This window comes from Glycomyces sp. L485, assembly GCF_022548875.1.
Taxonomy (GTDB): Bacteria; Actinomycetota; Actinomycetes; order Mycobacteriales; family Micromonosporaceae; genus Glycomyces.
This window is the reverse complement of sequence record NZ_JAKZEW010000006.1, coordinates 45,709-64,516: the sequence shown is the minus strand read 5'-3', so window position 1 is coordinate 64,516 and position 18,808 is coordinate 45,709. Positions and strand designations below refer to the sequence as shown.

Genomic DNA, 18,808 nt, shown 5'->3' with positions numbered 1-18,808 from the left:
GGCCCGCACTGCGTTTCGTCCTACCGGGGGCGGATGCGGATCGTGTTCCAGCTCATCGCCGGCAGTTCCACGGTGACCTTGCCTTCGGCGAGGGCCACGCTCTTGTTCTCCACCGGCGTGACCCGCTCGGGATCGTCCAGGGTGTTCTTCGCGTTCGGGTCCGAGTCCGACAGCGTCGAGCAGGTGACCTCGCCGTGGCCGCCGAGCGCTGCCGTGTCGACCTCGAGCGACAGCGGTGATTCGAGGTCCCGGTTGACCGCGAACACCGTCACCGAGCCGTCGGCGTTCGCCACCGCCACCGAGTGCAGGGCGTCGACCTCCCCGTACTTCGTGGTGTCGAACCTCGGCGAGTCGGCGTTGACGTGCAGGACCTGGCCGCGGCCGAAACTGCTTGCCTCGGCGAACGGGAAGAACGTGGTCTGGCGCCAGGCCGGGCCGCCCGGCTCGGTCATGATCGGCCCGATCACGTTGACCAGCTGCGCCAGGCACGCCGCGGTCACCCGGTCGCAGCGGCGCAGCAGCGTGATCAGCAGGGACCCGAACACCACCGCGTCCATCGCCGAGTAGTGGTCCTCCAGCTGGCGCGGCGCCTCGACCCACTCGGCGTGCGCGGACGCCTCCCATTCCTCCTGGTACCAGACGTTCCACTCGTCGAAGGAGATGTCGATCTTCTTGTCGGTCTTGAGCTTCGCTCCGACGGCGTCGGCGGTGGCGATGACGCCGGAGATGAACAGCTCCATGTCCTGGGCGCTGGCCATGAAGCTGGGGATGTCGCCGTCGCCGGGGTGGTAGTAGGCGTGCGCCGAGATGTAGTCGACCGACTTGTACGAGTTGGCCAGCACCTCGGCCTCCCATTCGCCGAAGGTCGGCATGCCTCGGCTGGAGGAGCCGCAGGCGACCAGGTCGAGGCCGGGATCGATCATGCGCATCGCTCGGGCGGTCTGGTCGGCGATTCTGCCGTACTCGGCGGCGGTGCGCTGGCCGATCTGCCAGGGGCCGTCCATCTCGTTGCCCAGGCACCACAGCTTGATCCCGTAGGGGTCCTCGTCGCCGTGGGAGCGGCGCAGGTCCGACCAGTAGGTGCCACCGGGGTGGTTGGCGTACTCGAGCAGGTCGAGGGCCTCCTGGACGCCGCGGGTGCCGAGGTTGACGGCCATGTTCGGCTCGACTCCGACGGCTCGGCAGAACTTCATGAACTCGCCGAGGCCGAACTGGTTGGTCTCGGTGGTGCCCCAGGCGAGGTCGAGGCGGCGGGGCCGGTCCTCCTTGGGGCCGACGCCGTCTTCCCAGCGGTAGCCGGAGACGAAGTTGCCGCCGGGGTAGCGGATCATCGTCGGGCCCAGCTCGGCGACGAGGTCGAGGACGTCGCCGCGCAGGCCGTCGGCGTTCGCGGTGGGGTGGCCGGGCTCGTAGATGCCGGTGTAGACGCAGCGGCCCAGGTGCTCGACGAAGGAGCCGAAGAGCCGGTCGGGCACCTCGGCGACGGTGAAGCGGGGGTCGAATTCGATGCGTGCGTGAAGGTGTTCGGCCATGGGTGCCTCTCAGGGGGTCGAAAACGTCGCGAGTGCAGGGGCCCACCGATTGCTTTATCGGTAAACCAACGGCGCAATCCTACATCTCCACGGCCGTCGACGCTCGAGCCACCAGCTCGGGCTGGAACACCACGTTGCGGTGTGTGTGGCCTTTGCCCTCGGCGATCTCGTCGAACAGCAGCTGCGCCGCGGTGCGCCCCAGCTGGGCCCGCGGCTGGCGGATCGAGGACAGCGGGACCGCCGCGGCGGCGGCGAAGTCGATGTCGTCGTAGCCGACGATCGCGCACTCCTCGGGCACCTTCACCCCGTGCATCGTCAGGCCTTGGAGCGCCCCGAGCGCGACCAGGTCGTTGGCGCAGAAGACCGCCGTGGGCACCTGGGGCAGCCGCAGCATCTGCTCGATCGCCTCCCGGCCGCCGGCCACGTTCAGGCTCACCGAAGTGAACGTCTCCAGGCCGACCCCGGCCTCCTCGCTCACCTCGCGGCACCCGGCCAGGCGGTCGCGGACCTGCGGGATCGACATCGGACCGCCGATGAACGCGATCGAGTGGTGCCCCCGGTCCACCAGATGCCTCGCGGCCAGCCGGCCGCCGTGGACGTCGTCGACGGCTACCGAGCAGTGGGGGTGGAGCCCGGCGCCGCGGTCGACCAGGACCACCGGGATGTCATGGGCGGTCAGCCGCTCCAGCCGCTCGGCCGAGGAGTCGTCGACCGGCGTGATGAGCAGGCCCAGGACCCGCTGCTCCTCCAGGATCTCCAGCTGGCGCTGCTCGCGGCGCACGTCCTCGCCGGAGTCGCAGACGGTGACCACGCCGCCGGCCGAGTCGACCAGCGGCTCGGCGCCGCGCACCACGTCGGTGAAGAACGGGTTGGCCACGTCGAGGACCACGATCGCGACGCTGCGGCTGCGCCCGGCGCGCAACTGCCGGGCCGAGTCGTTGCGGACGTATCCGAGCTTGGCGATCGCCGCCAGGACCCGGCGCTTGGTCTCCTCCGCGACCGCCTCGGGCCGGTTGAGCACGTTCGAGACCGTGCCGACCGATACGCCCGCCGTCCTCGCGACGTCTTTCATGCTGCTAGTGGTCATCGTCACCTCATTGAGTCTAAGCAGCGCCGATTCATGGCTTGCAAGCTGCGCCAGGCCTGCGCTCTGCGGCAACCGGGGTCCTGCCGGCGGATGGGGCCGGAGGCGTTGAAACGACTCAACGCCAGGCCGAGAGCACGGCGAAGCATATCGCGACCCGGTCACAGAAATGTCTCCGGACGAACCTTGACAGCGCTGGCCAGTGCGTTCTATGTTAACGGGACCCCCACGTGAAACGATTCAATCATTCCGATGTAATAATCGTGACCACGACCTCAAGGAGGCACCCCTGTGACGCGACGAGTGTGTTTCACCCTAAAAGTGCGCCGCGAGCGCCTCGCGGAATACCGCGAGCGGCATGCGGCCGTGTGGCCCGACATGCTCCGGGCACTGGCCGAGACCGGCTGGGGCAACTACTCGCTGTTCTTGTCCGACGACGGACTCCTCGTCGGCTATCTCGAGACCGAGGACTTCGACGCCGCCCGCGAGGCCATGGCCGAGCGCGACGTCAACGCCCGCTGGCAAGCCGAGATGGCCCCCTTCTTCGAAGGAACCGACGGAGCCGCCGACGACGAGTCGTTCAACGTGCTCACAGAGGTGTTCAACCTAGAGGACCAGATTGCGGTGGCAGAGGCGGCTGCAGCTCACGGCCAGCAGGCCTCGCCGAAGAATGGAGCCGGGAAATGAGCGACCGAGTCACGCACGCGAAGTCGGTGCTGACGAGTCAGAACATCGAGACCCCCTCCTGGGCGTTCGGCAACTCCGGCACCAGGTTCAAGGTGTTCTCCCAGCAGGGAGTCCCGCGCGACCCCTACGAGAAGATCGCCGACGCGGCGACGGTCCACCGGTTCACCGGCGCGGCCGGCTCGGTCGCCCTGCACATCCCCTGGGACAAGGTCGAGGACTACACCCGGCTCGCCGCCTACGCGGCCGACCACGGTGTGCGCGTCGGGACGATCAACTCCAACACCTTCCAAGACGACGACTACATGCTCGGCAGCGTCTGCCACCCCGACCCCGGCATCAGACGCAAGGCCACCGACCACCTCCTCGAATGCATCGAGATCATGGAGGCGGTCGGCTCGAACGACCTCAAGCTGTGGTTCGCCGACGGCACCAACTACCCCGGCCAGGACTCGATCGCCGCCCGCCAGGACCGCCTCGCCGAGGTCCTCGCCGAGGTCTACGCCCGCCTCGGCGACGACCAGCGGATGCTGCTCGAATACAAGCTGTTCGAGCCGTCGTTCTACCACACCGACGTCCCCGACTGGGGCACCTCGTACGCCCACTGCGTCGAGCTGGGTCCCAAGGCGCAGGTCGTCATCGACACCGGCCACCACGCCCCGGGCACCAACATCGAGTTCATCGTCGCGTTCCTGCTGCGCCAGGGCAAGCTCGGCGGCTTCGACTTCAACTCGCGCTTCTACGCCGACGACGACCTCATGGTCGGCGCAGCCGACCCCTTCCAACTGTTCCGCATCATGCACGAGCTCGCGCTTCGCGGCGCGGTCGGCACCGACTCCGGCATCGCCTACATGCTCGACCAGTGCCACAACATCGAGCCGAAGATCCCCGCGGTCATCCGCTCGGTCATGAACGCCCAGGAGGCCACCGCGAAGGCCCTCCTGGTCGACCACGACGCGCTCGAAGCCGCGCAGGCCGCCGGCGATGTGCTGGGCGCCAACGCGGTCCTGATGGACGCCTACAACACCGACGTGCGCCCGCTGCTGGCCGAACTCCGCGAGGAGCAGGGCCTCGCCACCGACCCGGTCGCGGCCTTCGCCGCCTCGGGATACACCGCGAAGGTCCAAGCCGAGCGCCAAGGCGGCCAGGCCGCCGGATGGGGGGCCTGACGTGAGCAACCCCGTAGCAGACCTCATCGCCCGCTCCAACCGCCTCGGCGCCGACAAGCGCAACACGAACTTCGCCGGCGGCAACACCTCCGCCAAAGGCACCGAGACCGACCCGGTCACCGGCGCCGACGTCGACCTGCTGTGGGTCAAGGGCTCCGGCGGCGACCTCGGCACCCTCAAGGCCGCAGGTCTGGCCGTGCTCCGCCTCGACCGGCTGCGCGCCATGGTCGACACCTACCCCGGCATCGAGGCCGAGGACGAGATGGTCGCCCGCTTCGACTACTGCCTCCACGGCAGGGGAGGAGCCGCCCCCTCCATCGACACCGCGATGCACGGCCTGGTCGACGCCGACCACGTCGACCACCTCCACCCCGACTCCGGGATCGCCTTCGCCACCGCGGCCGACGGCCCGGCCCTGACCAAGGAATGCTTTGCGGACCGCGTCGTGTGGGTCCCGTGGCGCCGCCCCGGCTTCCAGCTCGGGCTCGACATCGCCGAGATCAAGCGGGCCAACCCCCAGGCCATCGGCTGCATCCTCGGCGGCCACGGCATCACCGCCTGGGGCGACACCGCAGCCGAATGCGAAGCCAACTCCCTGGAGATCATCCGCGGCTGCGAGACCTTCATCGCCGAACGCGGCAAGACCGAGCCCTTCGGGGCCCGCGTCGCCAAGTGGGCGCCGCTCGAGGACGCCGCCCGCCTCGAGCGCGCCGCCGCCCTCGCACCCGTCGTCCGCGGCCTGGCCTCCACCGACCGCCGCCAGGTCGGGCACTTCTGCGACGACGACGCCGTCCTCGAGTTCCTCTCCACTGAGAAGATGCCCGACCTGGCGGCGCTCGGGACCTCCTGCCCCGACCACTTCCTGCGCACCAAGGTCCGCCCGCTCGTGGTCGAGACCGCCGCCGACGCGCCCCTCGAAGAGGTCGTCGAGCACCTCAAGGAGCGTCACGCGGCCTACCGCGAGGACTACCGCGCCTACTACGAGCGCCACGCCGAGCCCGATTCGCCGGCGATGCGCGGGGCCGACCCCGCGATCGTCCTCGTCCCCGGCGTCGGCATGTTCTCCTTCGGCGCCGACAAGAAGACCGCGAGGGTCGCCGGCGAGTTCTACATCAACGCCGTCAACGTCATGCGCGGCGCCGAGGCCCTGTCGAGCTACAAGCCCATCGACGAGTCCGAGAAGTTCCGCATCGAGTACTGGGCCCTCGAAGAGGCAAAACTCAAGCGCCTCCCGGAGCCGAAACCGCTGGCCGGCCGCGTCGCCCTGATCACCGGCGCCGCCAGCGGCATCGGCAAGGCCACCGCCGCCCGACTCGCCGGCGAGGGCGCCTGCGTCGTCATCGCCGACCTCGACGAGGCCAAGGCGATCGAGGCCGCCGCGGAGATCGGCAGCGCCGACGTCGCGATCGGCCTGGCCGCCAACGTGACCGACGAAGCGGCCATCGAGACCGCGATGGCGAAGGCCGCGCTCGCGTTCGGCGGCGTCGACCTGGTCGTCAACAACGCCGGCCTGTCCCAGTCCAAGCCCCTGGTCGAGACGACCGCCGCCGACTGGGACCTCCAGCACGACGTCATGGCCAAGGGCTCGTTCCTGGTCAGCCGCGAGGCCGCGAAACTCATGATCGCCCAGCGCATGGGCGGCGACATCGTCTACATCGTCTCCAAGAACGCCGTGTTCGCCGGCCCCAAGAACATCGCCTACTCGGCCACCAAGGCCGACCAGGCCCACCAGGTGCGCCTGCTCGCCGCCGAACTCGGCGAGCACGGCATCCGCGTCAACGGCGTCAACCCCGACGGCGTCGTCCGCGGCTCGGGCATCTTCGCCGGCGGCTGGGGCGCCAAACGCGCCGCCGTCTACGGCGTCAAAGAGGAGGAACTCGGCAAGTACTACGCCGGACGCACGCTCCTGCGCCGCGAGGTCCTCCCCGAATCGGTCGCCGACGCCGTCTACGCCCTCGTCGGCCCCGACCTCGGCCTGACCACCGGCGTCCACATCCCCGTCGACTCGGGCAACCCCCAGGGATTCCTGCGATGACACGAGTGCTGGCCGCGGTCGACCTCGGCGCGTCCTCAGGACGGGTCATGGCCGCCGCAGTGGAAGGGAACCGGATCGGCCTGACCGAGGCCGCCCGGTTCCCCAACCGCGCCGTCGAAACCGCCGGACGCCTCTACTGGGACGTGTTCGGGCTCTGGAGCGGCGTCCTCGAAGGACTCCGCGCGCTCGACGGCGCCGAGGCGATCGGCGTCGACTCCTGGGCGGTCGACTACGCCCTCCTCGACGCGGACGGCGACCTCCTCGGCACCCCCGTCTGCTACCGCGACGGCCGCACCCGCGGCCCCCGCGAGAGGGTCCTGGAATCCGCAGGCGCCGAAACCCTCTACGCCCGCACCGGCATCCAGCACCAGCCGTTCAACACCGTCTTCCAGCTCGCCGCCGAGCGGAACGAGACACTCCAGGCGGCCGACCGGCTCCTGCTGATCCCGGACCTGTTCTGCTACTGGCTCTCCGGCGCCTACGCCTGCGAAGCCACCAACGCCTCCACGACCGGCCTGATCGACCAGGCCACCGGCACCTGGGCGCACGAGATCTGCACCGCCGCGGGCGTCCGCACCGACCTGCTCGGCCCCGTCACCCCCACCGGGACCGTCCTCGGCGGGCTCACCGACGCCGTCGCCGCCGACACCGGCCTCGGCTCCGGCACCAAGGTCATCGCCACCGCCAGCCACGACACCGCCTCCGCCGTCGCCGCCGTCCCCTACGAGACCGACAACGCCGCCTACATCTCCTGCGGCACCTGGTCCCTGGTCGGCACCGAACGCCCCACCCCCGTCCTCACCGCCGAAGCCCGCGACGCCGGCTTCACCAACGAACGCGGCGCGGACGGCTCGATCAGGTTCCTGCGCAACGTCGCCGGCCTGTGGCTCCTCCAAGAGTCCATGCGGGCCTGGCACCGAAGCGGCACCGGACCCGACCTCGGCGACCTCCTCAAGGAAGCCGCCGAAGCACCCCGCCTGCGCTCGCTCCTCGACCCCGACGACCCGGTCTTCGCCGAACCCGGCGACATGCCCGCGCGCGTGCGCGACTACTGCCGTCGGACCGGCCAGGCCGTCCCCGACACGCCCGCCGAGATCGCCGCCTGCATCCTCGACTCGCTCGCGCTGGCCCACCGCCGCGCCATCGAAGGGCTCGAGGCCGCCGGCGACACCGAGATCGACCTCATCCACATCGTCGGCGGCGGCTCGAACAACGAACTGCTGTGCCAGCTTACCGCCGACGCCACCGGCCGCACCGTCCTGGCCGGACCCGACGAGGCGACCGCTCTCGGCAACGCACTGGTCCAAGCCCAGGCGCTCGGCCTCATCGCCCCGGGCCCGGTCGCCCGACGCGAGGCCGCAAGAGCCTCCGCGAACCCGCGACGGCACACCCCGCGCGGCACCGAAGGGCAGTGGCGAGACGCAGCGGCCCGACTCCGAGACTTCCCCGGCTGAGTAAACCGGCCGGGGAACAACTGAATAGATCCTGATGGCCCGCGAGAGCGGGACCCCTCTGTAAGAAGGAGAACAACGACGATGAATCGCTACCCGTATCGCGCCCGCCGCCGCACCCTGCTGGGAGGCGCCGGCGCGGCCGCCGCCCTCGGCATGACCGCCGCATGCGGCGACGACGGCCCGGCCGGCACCGCCGACGACCCCATCGAACTGAGCTTCGAATGGTGGGGCAACGACGACCGCGCCGAGATCACCCGTCAGGCCGTCGACCTGTTCGAGGAGAAGAACGAGGGCATCACGGTCACCACCAACTTCGCCGACTTCCCCGACTACTGGCAGACGATGACCACCCGGATGGCCGGGCAGGACCTGCCCGACGTGTTCCAGATGGACTACTCGCGGCTGCTCCAGTTCGGCGGCAACGGCATGCTGCTGCCGCTCGACGGCCTGGTCGACACCTCGGACTTCATCGAGGGCTTCCTCGACACCGGGTACGTCAACGGTGAACTGGTGGCCGTCCCGGTCGCCGGCAACACCCTCGGCCTGGTCTACCGCGCCGACTGGTTCGAGGCCGCCGGCGTCACCCTCGAGCCCGGCTACACCTGGGCGGACTACCAGAAGGCGATGCGCGAGGTCACCGAGAACCTCGCGGAGGACGGCAAGTGGGGCGGCGGCGACTTCGCCGGGCAGTACCACTTCATGGAGCTGTGGCTCCGCCAGGCGGGCGGCAGCTTCTACACCGAGGACGGCACGGCCCTGAACTTCGACAAGGCCCAGCTCGTCGAGTGGTGGTCGATGAACCAAGACCTGGCCGCGGACGGGGTCGTCCCCGACATCGGCACCACCAGCCAGTGGGAAGAGGGCGGCCTCGTCCTCGACGCGCTCGGCTCGGAGATCGGCTGGGACAACTTCATGCCGTGGTTCGCCCCGGCCGTCGCCGAGAACGGCGGAACACTGGCCCTGGCCGCGCCGCCTTCGCAGGACCCGAACAACATCGGCCTGTACCTCAAGCCGTCGATGCAGTTCGTGGTCGGCGCCAACACCGAACACCCGGACGAGTCGGCCAAGCTGATCGACTTCCTGCTGACCGACCCCGAGGCCATCGCCATCCTCGGCACCAACCGAGGCGTCCCGGCCACCAACGTCGGTCGCGACAACGTCGAGGTCGACGAGGTCTCCCAGCAGGTCCTCGACTACGAGGCCAGCGTCGAGCAGTACCTGGCCTCGCCTCCGCCGCCCCCGCCGGCGGCGACCGGCTCGATCGAGCAGAAGTTCGCCGAAGTCTACGAGCAGGTCCTGTTCGAGGAGCTCTCGGCCGAAGACGGCGCCGACACCTTCTTCACTGAGGCCGAGACCCTGCTGGCGTCCGAGCAGTAATCAACCCGAGGGAATCCACCGTGTCTGCTTCACCTTCCACCGCCGCCGAGCCGGAGTCCGGCACGGCCGGTGAGCCTGGAGCGCCGCCGGATCGCGGGGCCCGGGGAGCGGCAAAGCGCCGCTCCCCGGGCATCCGGGGCGGCGAGCGTCTGGCCGGCTATACATTCATGATCCCCTGGCTCATCGGCACCGCGGTCCTCACCGTCGGCCCGATGGCCTGGTCGCTGTACCTGTCGTTCACCGACTACCACCTCATCCGAGGCGGCGACTGGATCGGATTCGCCAACTACACGGCCATGTTCGACGACCCGATGTTCGCCCGCGCCGTGCGCGTGACCATCATCTACGTCGTCCTGGCCGTCCCGGTCAAGCTCGTCGCGTCCCTGGCCGTGGCGATGCTCCTGTCCCAGAAGCGGCGCGGCATGGGCTTCTACCGAGCCGCGTTCTACATGCCCAGCCTCATCGCCATGAGCGTCGGCATCGCACTGATCTGGAAGGCCCTGTTCTCCAACGACGGCGTCCAGGACAGCATCATGAGCTCCTTCGGTTGGGACGGCGGCGGGTTCCTCGGCAATCCGTCCGTGTCGATCCTGATGCTCGTCATCCTGGCGGTGTGGAGCTTCGGCGCCCCCATGGTCATCTTCTTGGCCGGGCTGATGCAGGTCCCCCAGGAGCTGTACGAGGCCGCCGACGTCGACGGCGCCGGCAAGTGGAAGAAATTCGTCCACATCACGCTGCCGATGCTCTCCCCGGTGATCTTCTTCAACGTCCTGATGGAGACCGTCGGCGCCTTCCAGGTGTTCGGTCCCGCCTACATCATCGGCGGCGAGGCCGGATCCCCGGCCTGGTCGACCCTGTTCTACACGGTGCGGATCTACACCCTCGCGTTCACCGACTTCCGGATGGGCTACGCCTCGGCCTACGCCTGGCTGCTGGTCGTCGCGGTCGGGATCGTCACCCTGATCATGTTCCGGGCCGCCAAGCAGCTCGTCTTCTACGCCGCGGAGGACAAATGACGGCCAAGACCGCATCCGGACGCGAGATCGTCCGCAACACCGAGCCCGCCTCCGAACGGGCCAAGTCCTGGGCCTGGCACCTGATCATGATCGCCGTCCTGGCGATCGTGCTCTACCCGCTGGTATGGGTCATCGCCGCCAGTCTCAAGGGCAACACCGACATCATCACCGACACCGGGCTGTGGCCCGAGACGGTGACCTGGGAGCACTTCGCCTCCGCCTTCGACGGACTGGCCGGGATCCCGCTGTGGAAGTTCTTCTGGAACTCCTTCGTCATCGCGGGCCTGTCGGTGATCGGAGTGGTCGCCTCGTGCGCTATGACCGCCTACGCTCTGGGCCGGCTCCGTTTCCCCGGACGCACGCTCATGCTCGGGATCGTCATCGCGACACTGCTGCTGCCCGGACAGGTCATGCTGATCCCGCAGTACCTGATCTTCTCCGAGCTGCAGCTGACCAACTCGTACGTGCCCTTGGTGATCGGCAAGTTCCTGGCGCTGGACGCGTTCTTCGTGTTCCTGTACATCCAGTTCATGCGGGGAATCCCGAGGGAACTCGACCAGGCGGCCACGATCGACGGGGCCGGGCACTTCAGGGTGTTCTTCTCGATCCTGCTGCCCCTGCTGCGCCCGGCGGTCATCACCTCGTCGATCTTCACCTTCATCTGGTCGTGGAACGACTTCCTCGGGCCGTTGATCTACCTGTACGACATGGAGAAGTTCCCGCTGCCGCGCCTGCTGCAGTCGTACTCGAACTCCGAGGGCGTCACCAACTGGGGCGGCATGATGGCCATGACCCTGCTGTCGCTGATCCCGGTGGTGCTGTTCTTCCTGGTGTTCCAGCGCTTCCTCATCCGGGGCATAGCGACCTCCGGCGTGAAGGGGTAGGCGACGATGAAGGCGGCCGGGACGACGCGCACAAGCTACACCTACGGGACGAGACCGTTCGCGCTGTTCGCCGAGTGCATCCTCACCGGCGTGTGGTTCACGGTCGCGGCACTGCCGCTCGTGACGATCCCGGCCGCGCTCGCCGCCTCGAGCCGCCACCTGGCGGGATTCCTCGACGGCACCTCCTCCTCGCTGGGCGACTTCGTCCGCGACTGCCGATCGGCCTGGCGCGGCGGCTGGATCGTCGGCCTGGCCGCCGTCGGCGCCGCGCTCGCGCTCGGGCTCAACCTCGCCCTGCTCACCATCGAGGGCGTCCCCGGACGGTCCTGGACGGCCCTGCTGACGATGGCGATCGCCGCCACGGCGGCGTCGGTGCTGCTGCGGGCGGCGACCGCGTGGGGTCCGGGCGCCTCATGGAAGGCCCTCTTCGCCGGCGCCGCCGACGAGGCCAAAGAGGATTTCAGCGGCACCGGAATCCTCCTGGGTGGGCTGCTGGTCCTGGTCGTCTCCACATGGGCACTGTGGATCCTCTTCGTCCCCATGAGCGGCTGCGTGATCGGCGCGGCGCTGGCCGTGCGCCGACGCCGCGCGAACACGCCCTCCTAGGCGACTAGACGCGAGTCATACTCAAGTAGGACGGAGATTCCTTCCAGCGAAGGTTTTCGATGCTTGGTACGTTGTGGGCATCGATCATTGGAGGAACAATGTCCACAACACCCCAGCCCATGGAGAAGAAGCCCCGCCCCGGCTCGGTGACCGTCGCCGTCTGGTTGCAGCTCCTGCTCGCCGCCGCGCTGGCGGTCTCCGCCGTCGTCGGCTTCGTATACGGCTCGAAGGCCAATGACGCGTTCGAGGCCGAGCTCGCCGATCAGGGCTTCGACATCGCCGAGATCCCCGGCAACACCGCGAACTTCGGCGGCGGCGCGGGGGACCTCGTGTTCGCCCTCGTCATCGTGGCGCTGCTGGTGGTGCTGGCGATGCTCAACGCAGCGGGCAACCGCGTCGGGCGCATCCTGACGTGGATCTTCCAACCCCTGGTGCTCATCTGCGGCGCCTTCCTGTTCGCCGGGCAGCTCTTCTTGGCGCAGTTCCTGCAGTTCGCCTTCGACAGCTCCCCGAACGAAGACCTCCAGGAGGTCGACGTGGAAGCCCTCGTCGACGCCGTGTACGGCGTCTACCCGGGCTGGAGCGTCCTCGTCGACTGGGTCGTGGTCGCCCTGGCCACGCTCGGCTCGATTCTGGTGATCATCCTGCTCGCCGTGCCCAGCGCGAACGCCTACTTCCGCAAGGAGGCGCCGACGACGTACATCCCGGGCGCCCCCACCGAGTAAGACGAACGACGCAACCCGGGCCGAACCTCGGTCCGGGTTGTTTCCTATCACGTTTTCTTCTAGATATATATCGACTCCGAGGCTTAACCGCCTCTCCTCCAAAACGGGTCCGCCCACTTCAAGACCCTCCAAAGGTCGGGCTTCGCCCGGCAGCGACACATCAACGGCCTCGATTTTCCGGAATACAGTGTCGGACCGCTGACGCTAGAATCGGCCTACACCCACCGAGCACTTGTGACAACACCGACCGGCAGGCCGCCGGTCGGAAGGAGACCCACGGCCCCTCGGGGCCGTCGAGAGGACAGCCTTGAGCAATTCGACAGCGCCGACCGGCTGGGGGGTTTGGACGTGGCCGAACCTGGTCACGGCCGTGCGCCTGGCGGGGATCCCGCTGTTCTGCTACCTGCTGCTGGCCACTGAGTACTACTGGCAGGCCGCGGTCGTCCTGGCCGTCGGCGGCGGCACCGACTGGGTCGACGGGCAGCTGGCGCGGCGCCTCAACCAGGTCTCCAAGCTCGGCCGGCTCCTCGACCCCTTCGTCGACCGCCTCTACATCCTCACAGCGCTGCTCGCGCTGACTTACATAGGCCTGCTGCCGTGGCTGTTCACGATTGCCGTGCTGCTGCGCGAGGCGACGCTGGTGACCATGGTCATCGTGCTGCGCTGGCACGGCTTCGCCCCTCCCGAAGTGCATTTCCTCGGGAAGTGCGCCACGTCGGTGGTGTTCATGTCCTTCCCGGTGCTCGTCATCGCGGGCCTGGTCGACAGCGCCGAGGCCTGGGCGGCCCCGGTGGGTTGGGCGCTCGCCTGGTGGGGCCTGGGCCTGTACTGGCTGGCCGCGTTCGTCTACCTCAGGCAGGCGGCCGGTCTCATCCGTTCGAAGCACGCCCGCGCGCACGTCGCCGCTTGAGGTCCTACGCGGCGGAAGGGGCGGGAGGATGCACGACTGACCGATTCGATCGCCATGATCACGCAGGCGCGGCCCCGCCGTCGGCGCTGCGCGGCTGGGCGATACGGTCATGTGCGTCCGACCCGCCTCTCGGCGGGGTTCTCAGAGGGGAGCACCAGGTGATTCCGGATCAGCTGCGTTACACCGCGGAGCACGAGTGGGTCGAGCGGCGCGACGGCGACGTCGCGCGTGTCGGCATCACCGACTTCGCGCAGAACGCACTGGGCGACGTCGTGTTCGTCCAGCTCCCGGAGGCAGGTACCCAGGTGCGGGCGGGGGACGTGGTCGGCGAAGTCGAGTCGACCAAGAGCGTCTCCGACGTGTACGCTCCGTTGACCGGTAAGATTCAGGCGCGTAATGACGAATTGTCGGAATCCCCGGAATTGGTGAACAGCGACCCCTATCAGGCGGGCTGGATGTTCGACATCGAAGTCGAAGATTCCGGCGCGCTCACTGCTTTGCTCGACGCCGGTGCGTATGCGAAGCTTACTGAGTGACCAGAGGGTCCAGACTTGTAGAAGGTGGCAATCCATGACGCGTTCGAATGATGAGTTCCCTCCGCCCGATGTGACGGCCACGATGAACCTCTCCGCTCTGCAGGAGAGCGGCGAGGTCGACGCGGAGCTGAACTCTGCTCGGCTGGCAGACTCACTGCCGGCGGGAACCGCGCTGCTGGTAGTCCGCCGTGGACCGAACGCCGGCGCACGCTTCCTGCTGAACACGGAGGTGACGACGTCCGGCCGCCATCCCGACTCAGACATCTTCCTCGACGACGTGACGGTCTCGCGGCGCCACGCCGAGTTCCACCGCGACACGTCCGGTTTCACGGTTCGCGACGTCGGCAGCCTCAACGGCACCTATGTCAACCGCGAGCGCGTGGAGACCGCGACGCTCGGCAACGGCGACGAGGTCCAGATCGGGAAGTTCCGCCTGGTCTTCATCAGTGGTCCGAAGCCGGCCGCGGCCTGACCGGGTAGCCCGCAGGGCGTCCGGTCAGATCAACCCGGCGTTTGTGCGGGTAGGCTGACAGACAAGGGGCCCGCCCGGGTCGCACCCGCGGCGGGTCCGGCATCAGCGATGACGGCACCCGTTGGAGGCGAACCGGTGCGGATGATGACCGTAGTCGGGGTCCGCGTGGAACTCCCGAGCAACCAACCGGTGGTCCTGCTGAAGGAGGCCGACGGCAACCGCTATCTGCCGATCTGGATCGGCACCGTCGAGGCCGCCGCCATCGCCTACCAGCAGCAGGACGTCCAGCTGTCCAGGCCGCTCACCCACGACCTCATGCGCGACCTGCTCGATTCGTTGGACGTCACGCTCTCGGCTGTGGAGATCACCGAGCTGCGCGACACGGTCTACTACGCCGAGCTGGTCCTGGACGGCAAGACGCGGGTCTCCTCCCGCTCGTCCGACGCGATCGCGCTCGCTCTGCGGGCCGACGCCCCGATCTGGTGCGCCGACGAGGTCCTCGAAGAGGCGGGCGTGGTCCTCCCGGACACCCAGGAGGATGAAGTGGAGAAGTTCCGCGAGTTCCTCGAAGAGGTCAGCCCCGAGGACTTCGGCTGACGCGGAGGCGTTCAGGCGTCCCACCCGCGCTGACCTGCCGAGCAATATTCCGGTTCAGCCCATTGTGCTCGATTCCAGCGCTACTCTCACCTTCGAGGAGCCTCATGGTGCGGAGGATGCGATGGTCGACCACAGTGAATCGAACGGGCGCGGACTCGTCCCGCCCTCGCAGATCCGCGGCTGGCGCGGCACCGCCGCCTGCCGTGTCGTCGGCATCACCTACCGGCAGCTCGACTACTGGGCCCGCACCGGGCTCGTCGAGCCCAGCGTGAGGCGTGCCAACGGGTCGGGGTCGAACCGGCTCTACTCATTCAGGGACATCATCGTCCTCAAGGTCATCAAGCGGCTCCTCGACGCGGGGGTCTCCCTCCAGAACATCCGCAAGGCCGTCGAGGCCCTGCGCAGCCGCGGAGTCAAGGACCTCGCTGAGATCACACTCATGTCCGACGGCTCCACGGTCTACGAGTGCCGCTCGGCCGGCGAGGTCATCGATCTCCTGCGCGGCGGCCAGGGCGTGTTCGGCATCGCCGTGCGGTCCACCGTCACCGAGGTCATGGGCCGCCTCGCCACCCTTCCCGGCGCCGAGCCCGCCGAACTTCCCAAGGTCGCCGAGCGGGTGAACCCGCCCGAGCAGATCCACGCGCACCCCGTGGTGCCGAATCGACGACGCACCGCCTCCTGACATACGATGTGCGCAGAGCTGGAAATCCGGGCGGGAGAGATCGTGGGCCACAGCGGCCGCACGGCACCGAAGGGGCAAGTCCCTCGCTAGAAACTCTCAGGTACCAGGACTGTCCGGGATTGGCCGCTCTGGAACCGGCCTGGCGCCGGTGACAGACGAGGGGACTGCAACCGCCGTCGACTGTCACCGGAGGACCCCGTGATCGACCGTTCCTTCTCCGATCGCCACATCGGCACCAGCGCCGCCGACCGCGACGCGATGCTCAAGGTCGTCGGCCTGCCGAGCCTCGAAGCGCTCATGGACGCCTGCATGCCCGACCTCATCCGCACCGGCGAAGCGCTCGCGCTCCCGAGCGCCGTGACCGAGACCGAGGCGCAGGCCGAACTTCGCGCGATCGCCGAGACCAACAGGCCGATGCGCTCGATGATCGGCCTGGGCTACTACGGCACCCGCACCCCGGCGGTCATCCGCCGGAACGTCCTGGAGAACCCTTCCTGGTACACCGCCTACACGCCCTACCAGGCCGAGATCAGCCAAGGCCGGCTCGAGGCGCTGCTCAACTTCCAGACGATGGTCGCGGACCTCACCGGGCTGCCCGTCGCCGGAGCGAGCCTGCTCGATGAGTCCAGCGCCGCCGCCGAGGCCATGCTCTTGTCCCGCCGCGCCGCCGGGCGGGGCGCCTCCGACGTGTTCGTCGTCGACACCCGCGTCCTTCCCCAGACCCTCGCGGTCCTCGCCACCCGCGCCGAGCCGGTCGGGATCGAACTGGTCGTCGCCGACTGCGCCGACCCGGGCGACCTGCCCGAGCGCATGTTCGGGCTGCTGCTCCAGTACCCGGCCGCCGACGGCGCCGTCCTGGACTGGAGCGACACCGTTCGGGCCGCGCACGAGCGCGGCGCGGCCGTCACCGTCGCCGCCGACCTCCTCGCGTTGGCGTTGCTGAAGGCGCCGGGCGAACTCGGCGCCGACATCGCCGTCGGCTCGACCCAGCGGTTCGGCATGCCGATGGGATTCGGCGGCCCCCACGCGGGCTACATGTCCGTGCGCGACGACCTCAAACGCCAACTGCCGGGCCGGCTCGTCGGCGTGTCGCGAGACGCGAACGGCGCCCCGGCGCTGCGACTGGCGCTCCAGACGCGCGAGCAGCACATCCGCCGTGAGAAGGCCACCAGCAATATCTGCACCGCCCAGGTGCTCCCCGCCGTCGTCGCCGCCTCCTACGCCGTCTGGCACGGCCCCGAGGGCCTGCGGCGCATCGCCGAGGGCACCGCCGCGTGCGCCGCGCGCCTCGCGGCCTCGCTGCGCGGCGCGGGCATCGACATCGTCCACGAATCGTGCTTCGACACCGTCGTTGCCGCGACCCCCGGACGCGCCGACACGGTCGTCGCCTCGGCCGCCGCGTACGGCGTGAACCTGCGCCGCGTCGACGCCGACTACGTAGCCGTCGCCTGCGACGAGACCACCGGCGAGGCCGACCTGCGGATCGTGTGCGACGCCTTCGGCGCTCAACTCCTCGGCGCCCGGCCCGCCGCGATCCCCGCCGAGCTGCGACGCGAGAGCCCCTACCTGACACACCCGGTGTTCTCCGCCCACCACTCCGAGACCGCGATGATGCGCTACCTCAAGCGCCTCGCCGACGCCGACTACGGCCTCGACCGCGGCATGATCCCGCTCGGCTCGTGCACCATGAAGCTCAACGCCGCCGCGGAGATGGAGCCCATCTCCTGGCCCGAGTTCGCCGACGTCCACCCCCTCGCCCCCGACGACCAGACGGCCGGGTGGCGGCGCCTGATCGACCAGCTCGAAGGCTGGCTGGCCGACGTGTGCGGCTACGCCGCCGTGTCGGTCCAGCCCAACGCGGGCTCCCAGGGCGAGCTCGCCGGACTCCTGGCCATCAAGGCCTGGCAGGAGGACCGCGGCGAAGGCGGCCGGGACGTGTGCCTGATCCCCGCCAGCGCGCACGGCACGAACGCGGCGTCGGCGGTGCTCGCCGGGATGCGTGTGGTCGTGGTGGCCTGTGATGCGGACGGGAACGTCGACGTGGCCGATCTGGATGCGAAGATCGCGGCGAATGCGGGTGTCTTGGCGGCGTTGATGGTCACGTATCCGTCGACGCATGGGGTGTTCGAGTCGTCGATCGTGGAGGTGTGCGGGAAGGTCCACGATGCGGGTGGTCAGGTGTACGTCGACGGGGCGAACTTGAATGCGTTGTTGGGTTGGGCGAAGCCGGGTCGGTTCGGTGCGGACGTGTCGCATTTGAATTTGCATAAGACGTTCTGTATTCCGCATGGTGGCGGGGGGCCTGGGGTGGGGCCGGTGGCGGTTGCGGAGCATTTGGTGTCGTATCTGCCGTCGGATCCGTTGGCTGCTGGGCCGGGTCGGGTGGGTCCGGTGTCGCAGGCTCGGTGGGGGTCGGCGGGGATTTTGCAGATTCCGTGGATGTACTTGCGGATGATGGGTCCGGAGGGGGTGAGGGCGGCGACGGCGTCGGCGGTGTTGGCGGCGAATTATGTGGCTGCGCGTTTGCGGGGGTCGTTCCCGGTGTTGTATGCCGGTGAGCATGATCTGGTGGCGCATGAGTGCGTCTTGGATCTGCGTGGGTTGACCAGGGTGACGGGTGTGACGGTCGAGGATGTGGCGAAGCGGTTGATCGATTACGGGTTTCATGCTCCGACGATGTCGTTTCCGGTGGCGGGGACGTTGATGGTGGAGCCGACCGAGTCGGAGGATTTGGCTGAGCTCGACCGGTTCTGCGAGGCGATGATCGCGATTCGGGGGGAGATCGATGCGATCGCGGCGGGTGAGGTCGGGGTCGGGGATTCGGCGTTGCGCGGCTCGCCGCACACTGCTGAGGCGGTGACGGGCGAGGTTTGGGGTCGGGCGTATTCGCGGGCGGCGGCGGTGTGGCCGGTCGGGGTTGTGGGGGCGAAGTATTGGCCGCCGGTGGGTCGGGTCGACAATGCGTGGGGGGATAGGAACCTCGCGTGTACGTGTGCGCCGGTCGAGGCTTACGGGGGTTAGGGCCTGGGGTTCGTCTGTGTCGGT

General features: G+C 68.9%; 16 protein-coding genes, 1 pseudogene and 1 riboswitch. Of the genes and pseudogenes, 15 read left to right on the top strand and 2 right to left on the bottom strand.

The window, feature by feature from the left end; translation table 11 throughout:
• Positions 1 to 20: 20 nt before the first annotated feature.
• Together L0U85_RS05610 and L0U85_RS05605 are read right to left on the bottom strand one after the other, a co-directional pair.
• The gene (locus tag L0U85_RS05610) at positions 21 to 1,532 is read right to left on the bottom strand and encodes an alpha-N-arabinofuranosidase (protein WP_241376772.1); all 1,512 of its coding nucleotides are present in this window, start codon (positions 1,530 to 1,532) and stop codon (positions 21 to 23) included.
• Positions 1,533 to 1,611: 79 nt separating this feature from the next.
• Positions 1,612 to 2,619, bottom strand: coding sequence for a LacI family DNA-binding transcriptional regulator (locus tag L0U85_RS05605; RefSeq protein WP_241376771.1), 1,008 nt, complete (start codon positions 2,617 to 2,619; stop codon positions 1,612 to 1,614).
• 288 nt (positions 2,620 to 2,907) lie between these two features.
• Here L0U85_RS05605 and L0U85_RS05600 point away from each other — a divergent pair.
• From L0U85_RS05600 to gcvP, 15 genes and pseudogenes are all read left to right on the top strand, one after another.
• Positions 2,908 to 3,225, top strand: a pseudogene (locus L0U85_RS05600) (L-rhamnose mutarotase); the annotation flags it as partial.
• Between the two features lie 74 nt (positions 3,226 to 3,299).
• Positions 3,300 to 4,469, top strand: coding sequence for an L-rhamnose isomerase (rhaI, locus tag L0U85_RS05595; RefSeq protein ID WP_241376769.1), 1,170 nt, complete (start codon positions 3,300 to 3,302; stop codon positions 4,467 to 4,469).
• A 1-nt stretch (position 4,470) separates the two neighbouring features.
• Positions 4,471 to 6,504, top strand: a complete 2,034-nt coding sequence (locus L0U85_RS05590; protein WP_241376768.1) for a bifunctional aldolase/short-chain dehydrogenase — start codon at positions 4,471 to 4,473, stop codon at positions 6,502 to 6,504.
• The gene (locus L0U85_RS05585) at positions 6,501 to 7,958 is read left to right on the top strand and encodes a rhamnulokinase family protein (protein ID WP_241376767.1); all 1,458 of its coding nucleotides are present in this window, start codon (positions 6,501 to 6,503) and stop codon (positions 7,956 to 7,958) included. Before L0U85_RS05590 ends, L0U85_RS05585 begins: the two co-directional genes overlap by 4 nt.
• An 81-nt stretch (positions 7,959 to 8,039) precedes the next feature.
• Positions 8,040 to 9,335 (top strand): sugar ABC transporter substrate-binding protein, encoded by a 1,296-nt coding sequence (locus tag L0U85_RS05580; protein WP_241376766.1) that lies wholly within the window; start codon positions 8,040 to 8,042, stop codon positions 9,333 to 9,335.
• Between the two features lie 20 nt (positions 9,336 to 9,355).
• Positions 9,356 to 10,351: a sugar ABC transporter permease gene (locus L0U85_RS05575; RefSeq protein ID WP_241376765.1), complete on the top strand. Its 996-nt coding sequence runs from the start codon at positions 9,356 to 9,358 to the stop codon at positions 10,349 to 10,351.
• Positions 10,348 to 11,235, top strand: a complete 888-nt coding sequence (locus L0U85_RS05570) for a carbohydrate ABC transporter permease (protein ID WP_241376764.1) — start codon at positions 10,348 to 10,350, stop codon at positions 11,233 to 11,235. Before L0U85_RS05575 ends, L0U85_RS05570 begins: the two co-directional genes overlap by 4 nt.
• 6 nt (positions 11,236 to 11,241) lie before the next feature.
• On the top strand, positions 11,242 to 11,841 hold the full coding sequence (locus L0U85_RS05565; RefSeq protein WP_241376763.1) for a hypothetical protein: 600 nt from the start codon (positions 11,242 to 11,244) through the stop codon (positions 11,839 to 11,841).
• Positions 11,842 to 11,939: 98 nt separating this feature from the next.
• A complete protein-coding gene (locus L0U85_RS05560; RefSeq protein ID WP_241376762.1) occupies positions 11,940 to 12,566 on the top strand; it encodes a hypothetical protein in 627 nt (208 codons plus the stop codon).
• 307 nt (positions 12,567 to 12,873) lie between these two features.
• On the top strand, positions 12,874 to 13,476 hold the full coding sequence (locus L0U85_RS05555) for a CDP-alcohol phosphatidyltransferase family protein (RefSeq protein WP_241376761.1): 603 nt from the start codon (positions 12,874 to 12,876) through the stop codon (positions 13,474 to 13,476).
• Positions 13,477 to 13,634: 158 nt separating this feature from the next.
• Positions 13,635 to 14,012, top strand: coding sequence for a glycine cleavage system protein GcvH (gcvH, locus tag L0U85_RS05550; RefSeq protein WP_241376760.1), 378 nt, complete (start codon positions 13,635 to 13,637; stop codon positions 14,010 to 14,012).
• A 34-nt stretch (positions 14,013 to 14,046) separates the two neighbouring features.
• Positions 14,047 to 14,484 carry an FHA domain-containing protein gene (locus L0U85_RS05545; protein ID WP_277605416.1) on the top strand — a complete coding sequence of 146 codons (438 nt, stop codon included), beginning with the start codon at positions 14,047 to 14,049 and terminating at the stop codon, positions 14,482 to 14,484.
• Positions 14,485 to 14,619: 135 nt separating this feature from the next.
• Complete coding sequence (locus L0U85_RS05540) at positions 14,620 to 15,081, top strand: bifunctional nuclease family protein (RefSeq protein WP_347177363.1); 462 nt, start codon at positions 14,620 to 14,622, stop codon at positions 15,079 to 15,081.
• Positions 15,082 to 15,202: 121 nt separating this feature from the next.
• Positions 15,203 to 15,763 carry a MerR family transcriptional regulator gene (locus tag L0U85_RS05535; protein ID WP_241376758.1) on the top strand — a complete coding sequence of 187 codons (561 nt, stop codon included), beginning with the start codon at positions 15,203 to 15,205 and terminating at the stop codon, positions 15,761 to 15,763.
• Positions 15,764 to 15,784: 21 nt separating this feature from the next.
• Positions 15,785 to 15,885, top strand: a riboswitch (glycine riboswitch).
• Between the two features lie 76 nt (positions 15,886 to 15,961).
• Positions 15,962 to 18,784 carry an aminomethyl-transferring glycine dehydrogenase gene (gcvP, locus tag L0U85_RS05530; protein ID WP_241376757.1) on the top strand — a complete coding sequence of 941 codons (2,823 nt, stop codon included), beginning with the start codon at positions 15,962 to 15,964 and terminating at the stop codon, positions 18,782 to 18,784.
• The last annotated feature ends 24 nt before the right edge of the window (positions 18,785 to 18,808 follow it).

What these genes read in the sequence shown, in the direction of transcription:
- L0U85_RS05535 (WP_241376758.1), top strand. Translation starts at nt 15,203, where the DNA reads ATGGTCGACCACAGTGAATCGAACGGGCGCGGACTCGTCCCGCCCTCG.
- L0U85_RS05585 (WP_241376767.1), top strand. Translation starts at nt 6,501, where the DNA reads ATGACACGAGTGCTGGCCGCGGTCGACCTCGGCGCGTCCTCAGGACGG.
- L0U85_RS05580 (WP_241376766.1), top strand. Translation starts at nt 8,040, where the DNA reads ATGAATCGCTACCCGTATCGCGCCCGCCGCCGCACCCTGCTGGGAGGC.
- L0U85_RS05545 (WP_277605416.1), top strand. Translation starts at nt 14,047, where the DNA reads ATGACGCGTTCGAATGATGAGTTCCCTCCGCCCGATGTGACGGCCACG.
- L0U85_RS05570 (WP_241376764.1), top strand. Translation starts at nt 10,348, where the DNA reads ATGACGGCCAAGACCGCATCCGGACGCGAGATCGTCCGCAACACCGAG.
- L0U85_RS05565 (WP_241376763.1), top strand. Translation starts at nt 11,242, where the DNA reads ATGAAGGCGGCCGGGACGACGCGCACAAGCTACACCTACGGGACGAGA.
- L0U85_RS05605 (WP_241376771.1), bottom strand. Translation starts at nt 2,619, where the DNA reads ATGACCACTAGCAGCATGAAAGACGTCGCGAGGACGGCGGGCGTATCG.
- L0U85_RS05560 (WP_241376762.1), top strand. Translation starts at nt 11,940, where the DNA reads ATGTCCACAACACCCCAGCCCATGGAGAAGAAGCCCCGCCCCGGCTCG.
- L0U85_RS05610 (WP_241376772.1), bottom strand. Translation starts at nt 1,532, where the DNA reads ATGGCCGAACACCTTCACGCACGCATCGAATTCGACCCCCGCTTCACC.
- rhaI (WP_241376769.1), top strand. Translation starts at nt 3,300, where the DNA reads ATGAGCGACCGAGTCACGCACGCGAAGTCGGTGCTGACGAGTCAGAAC.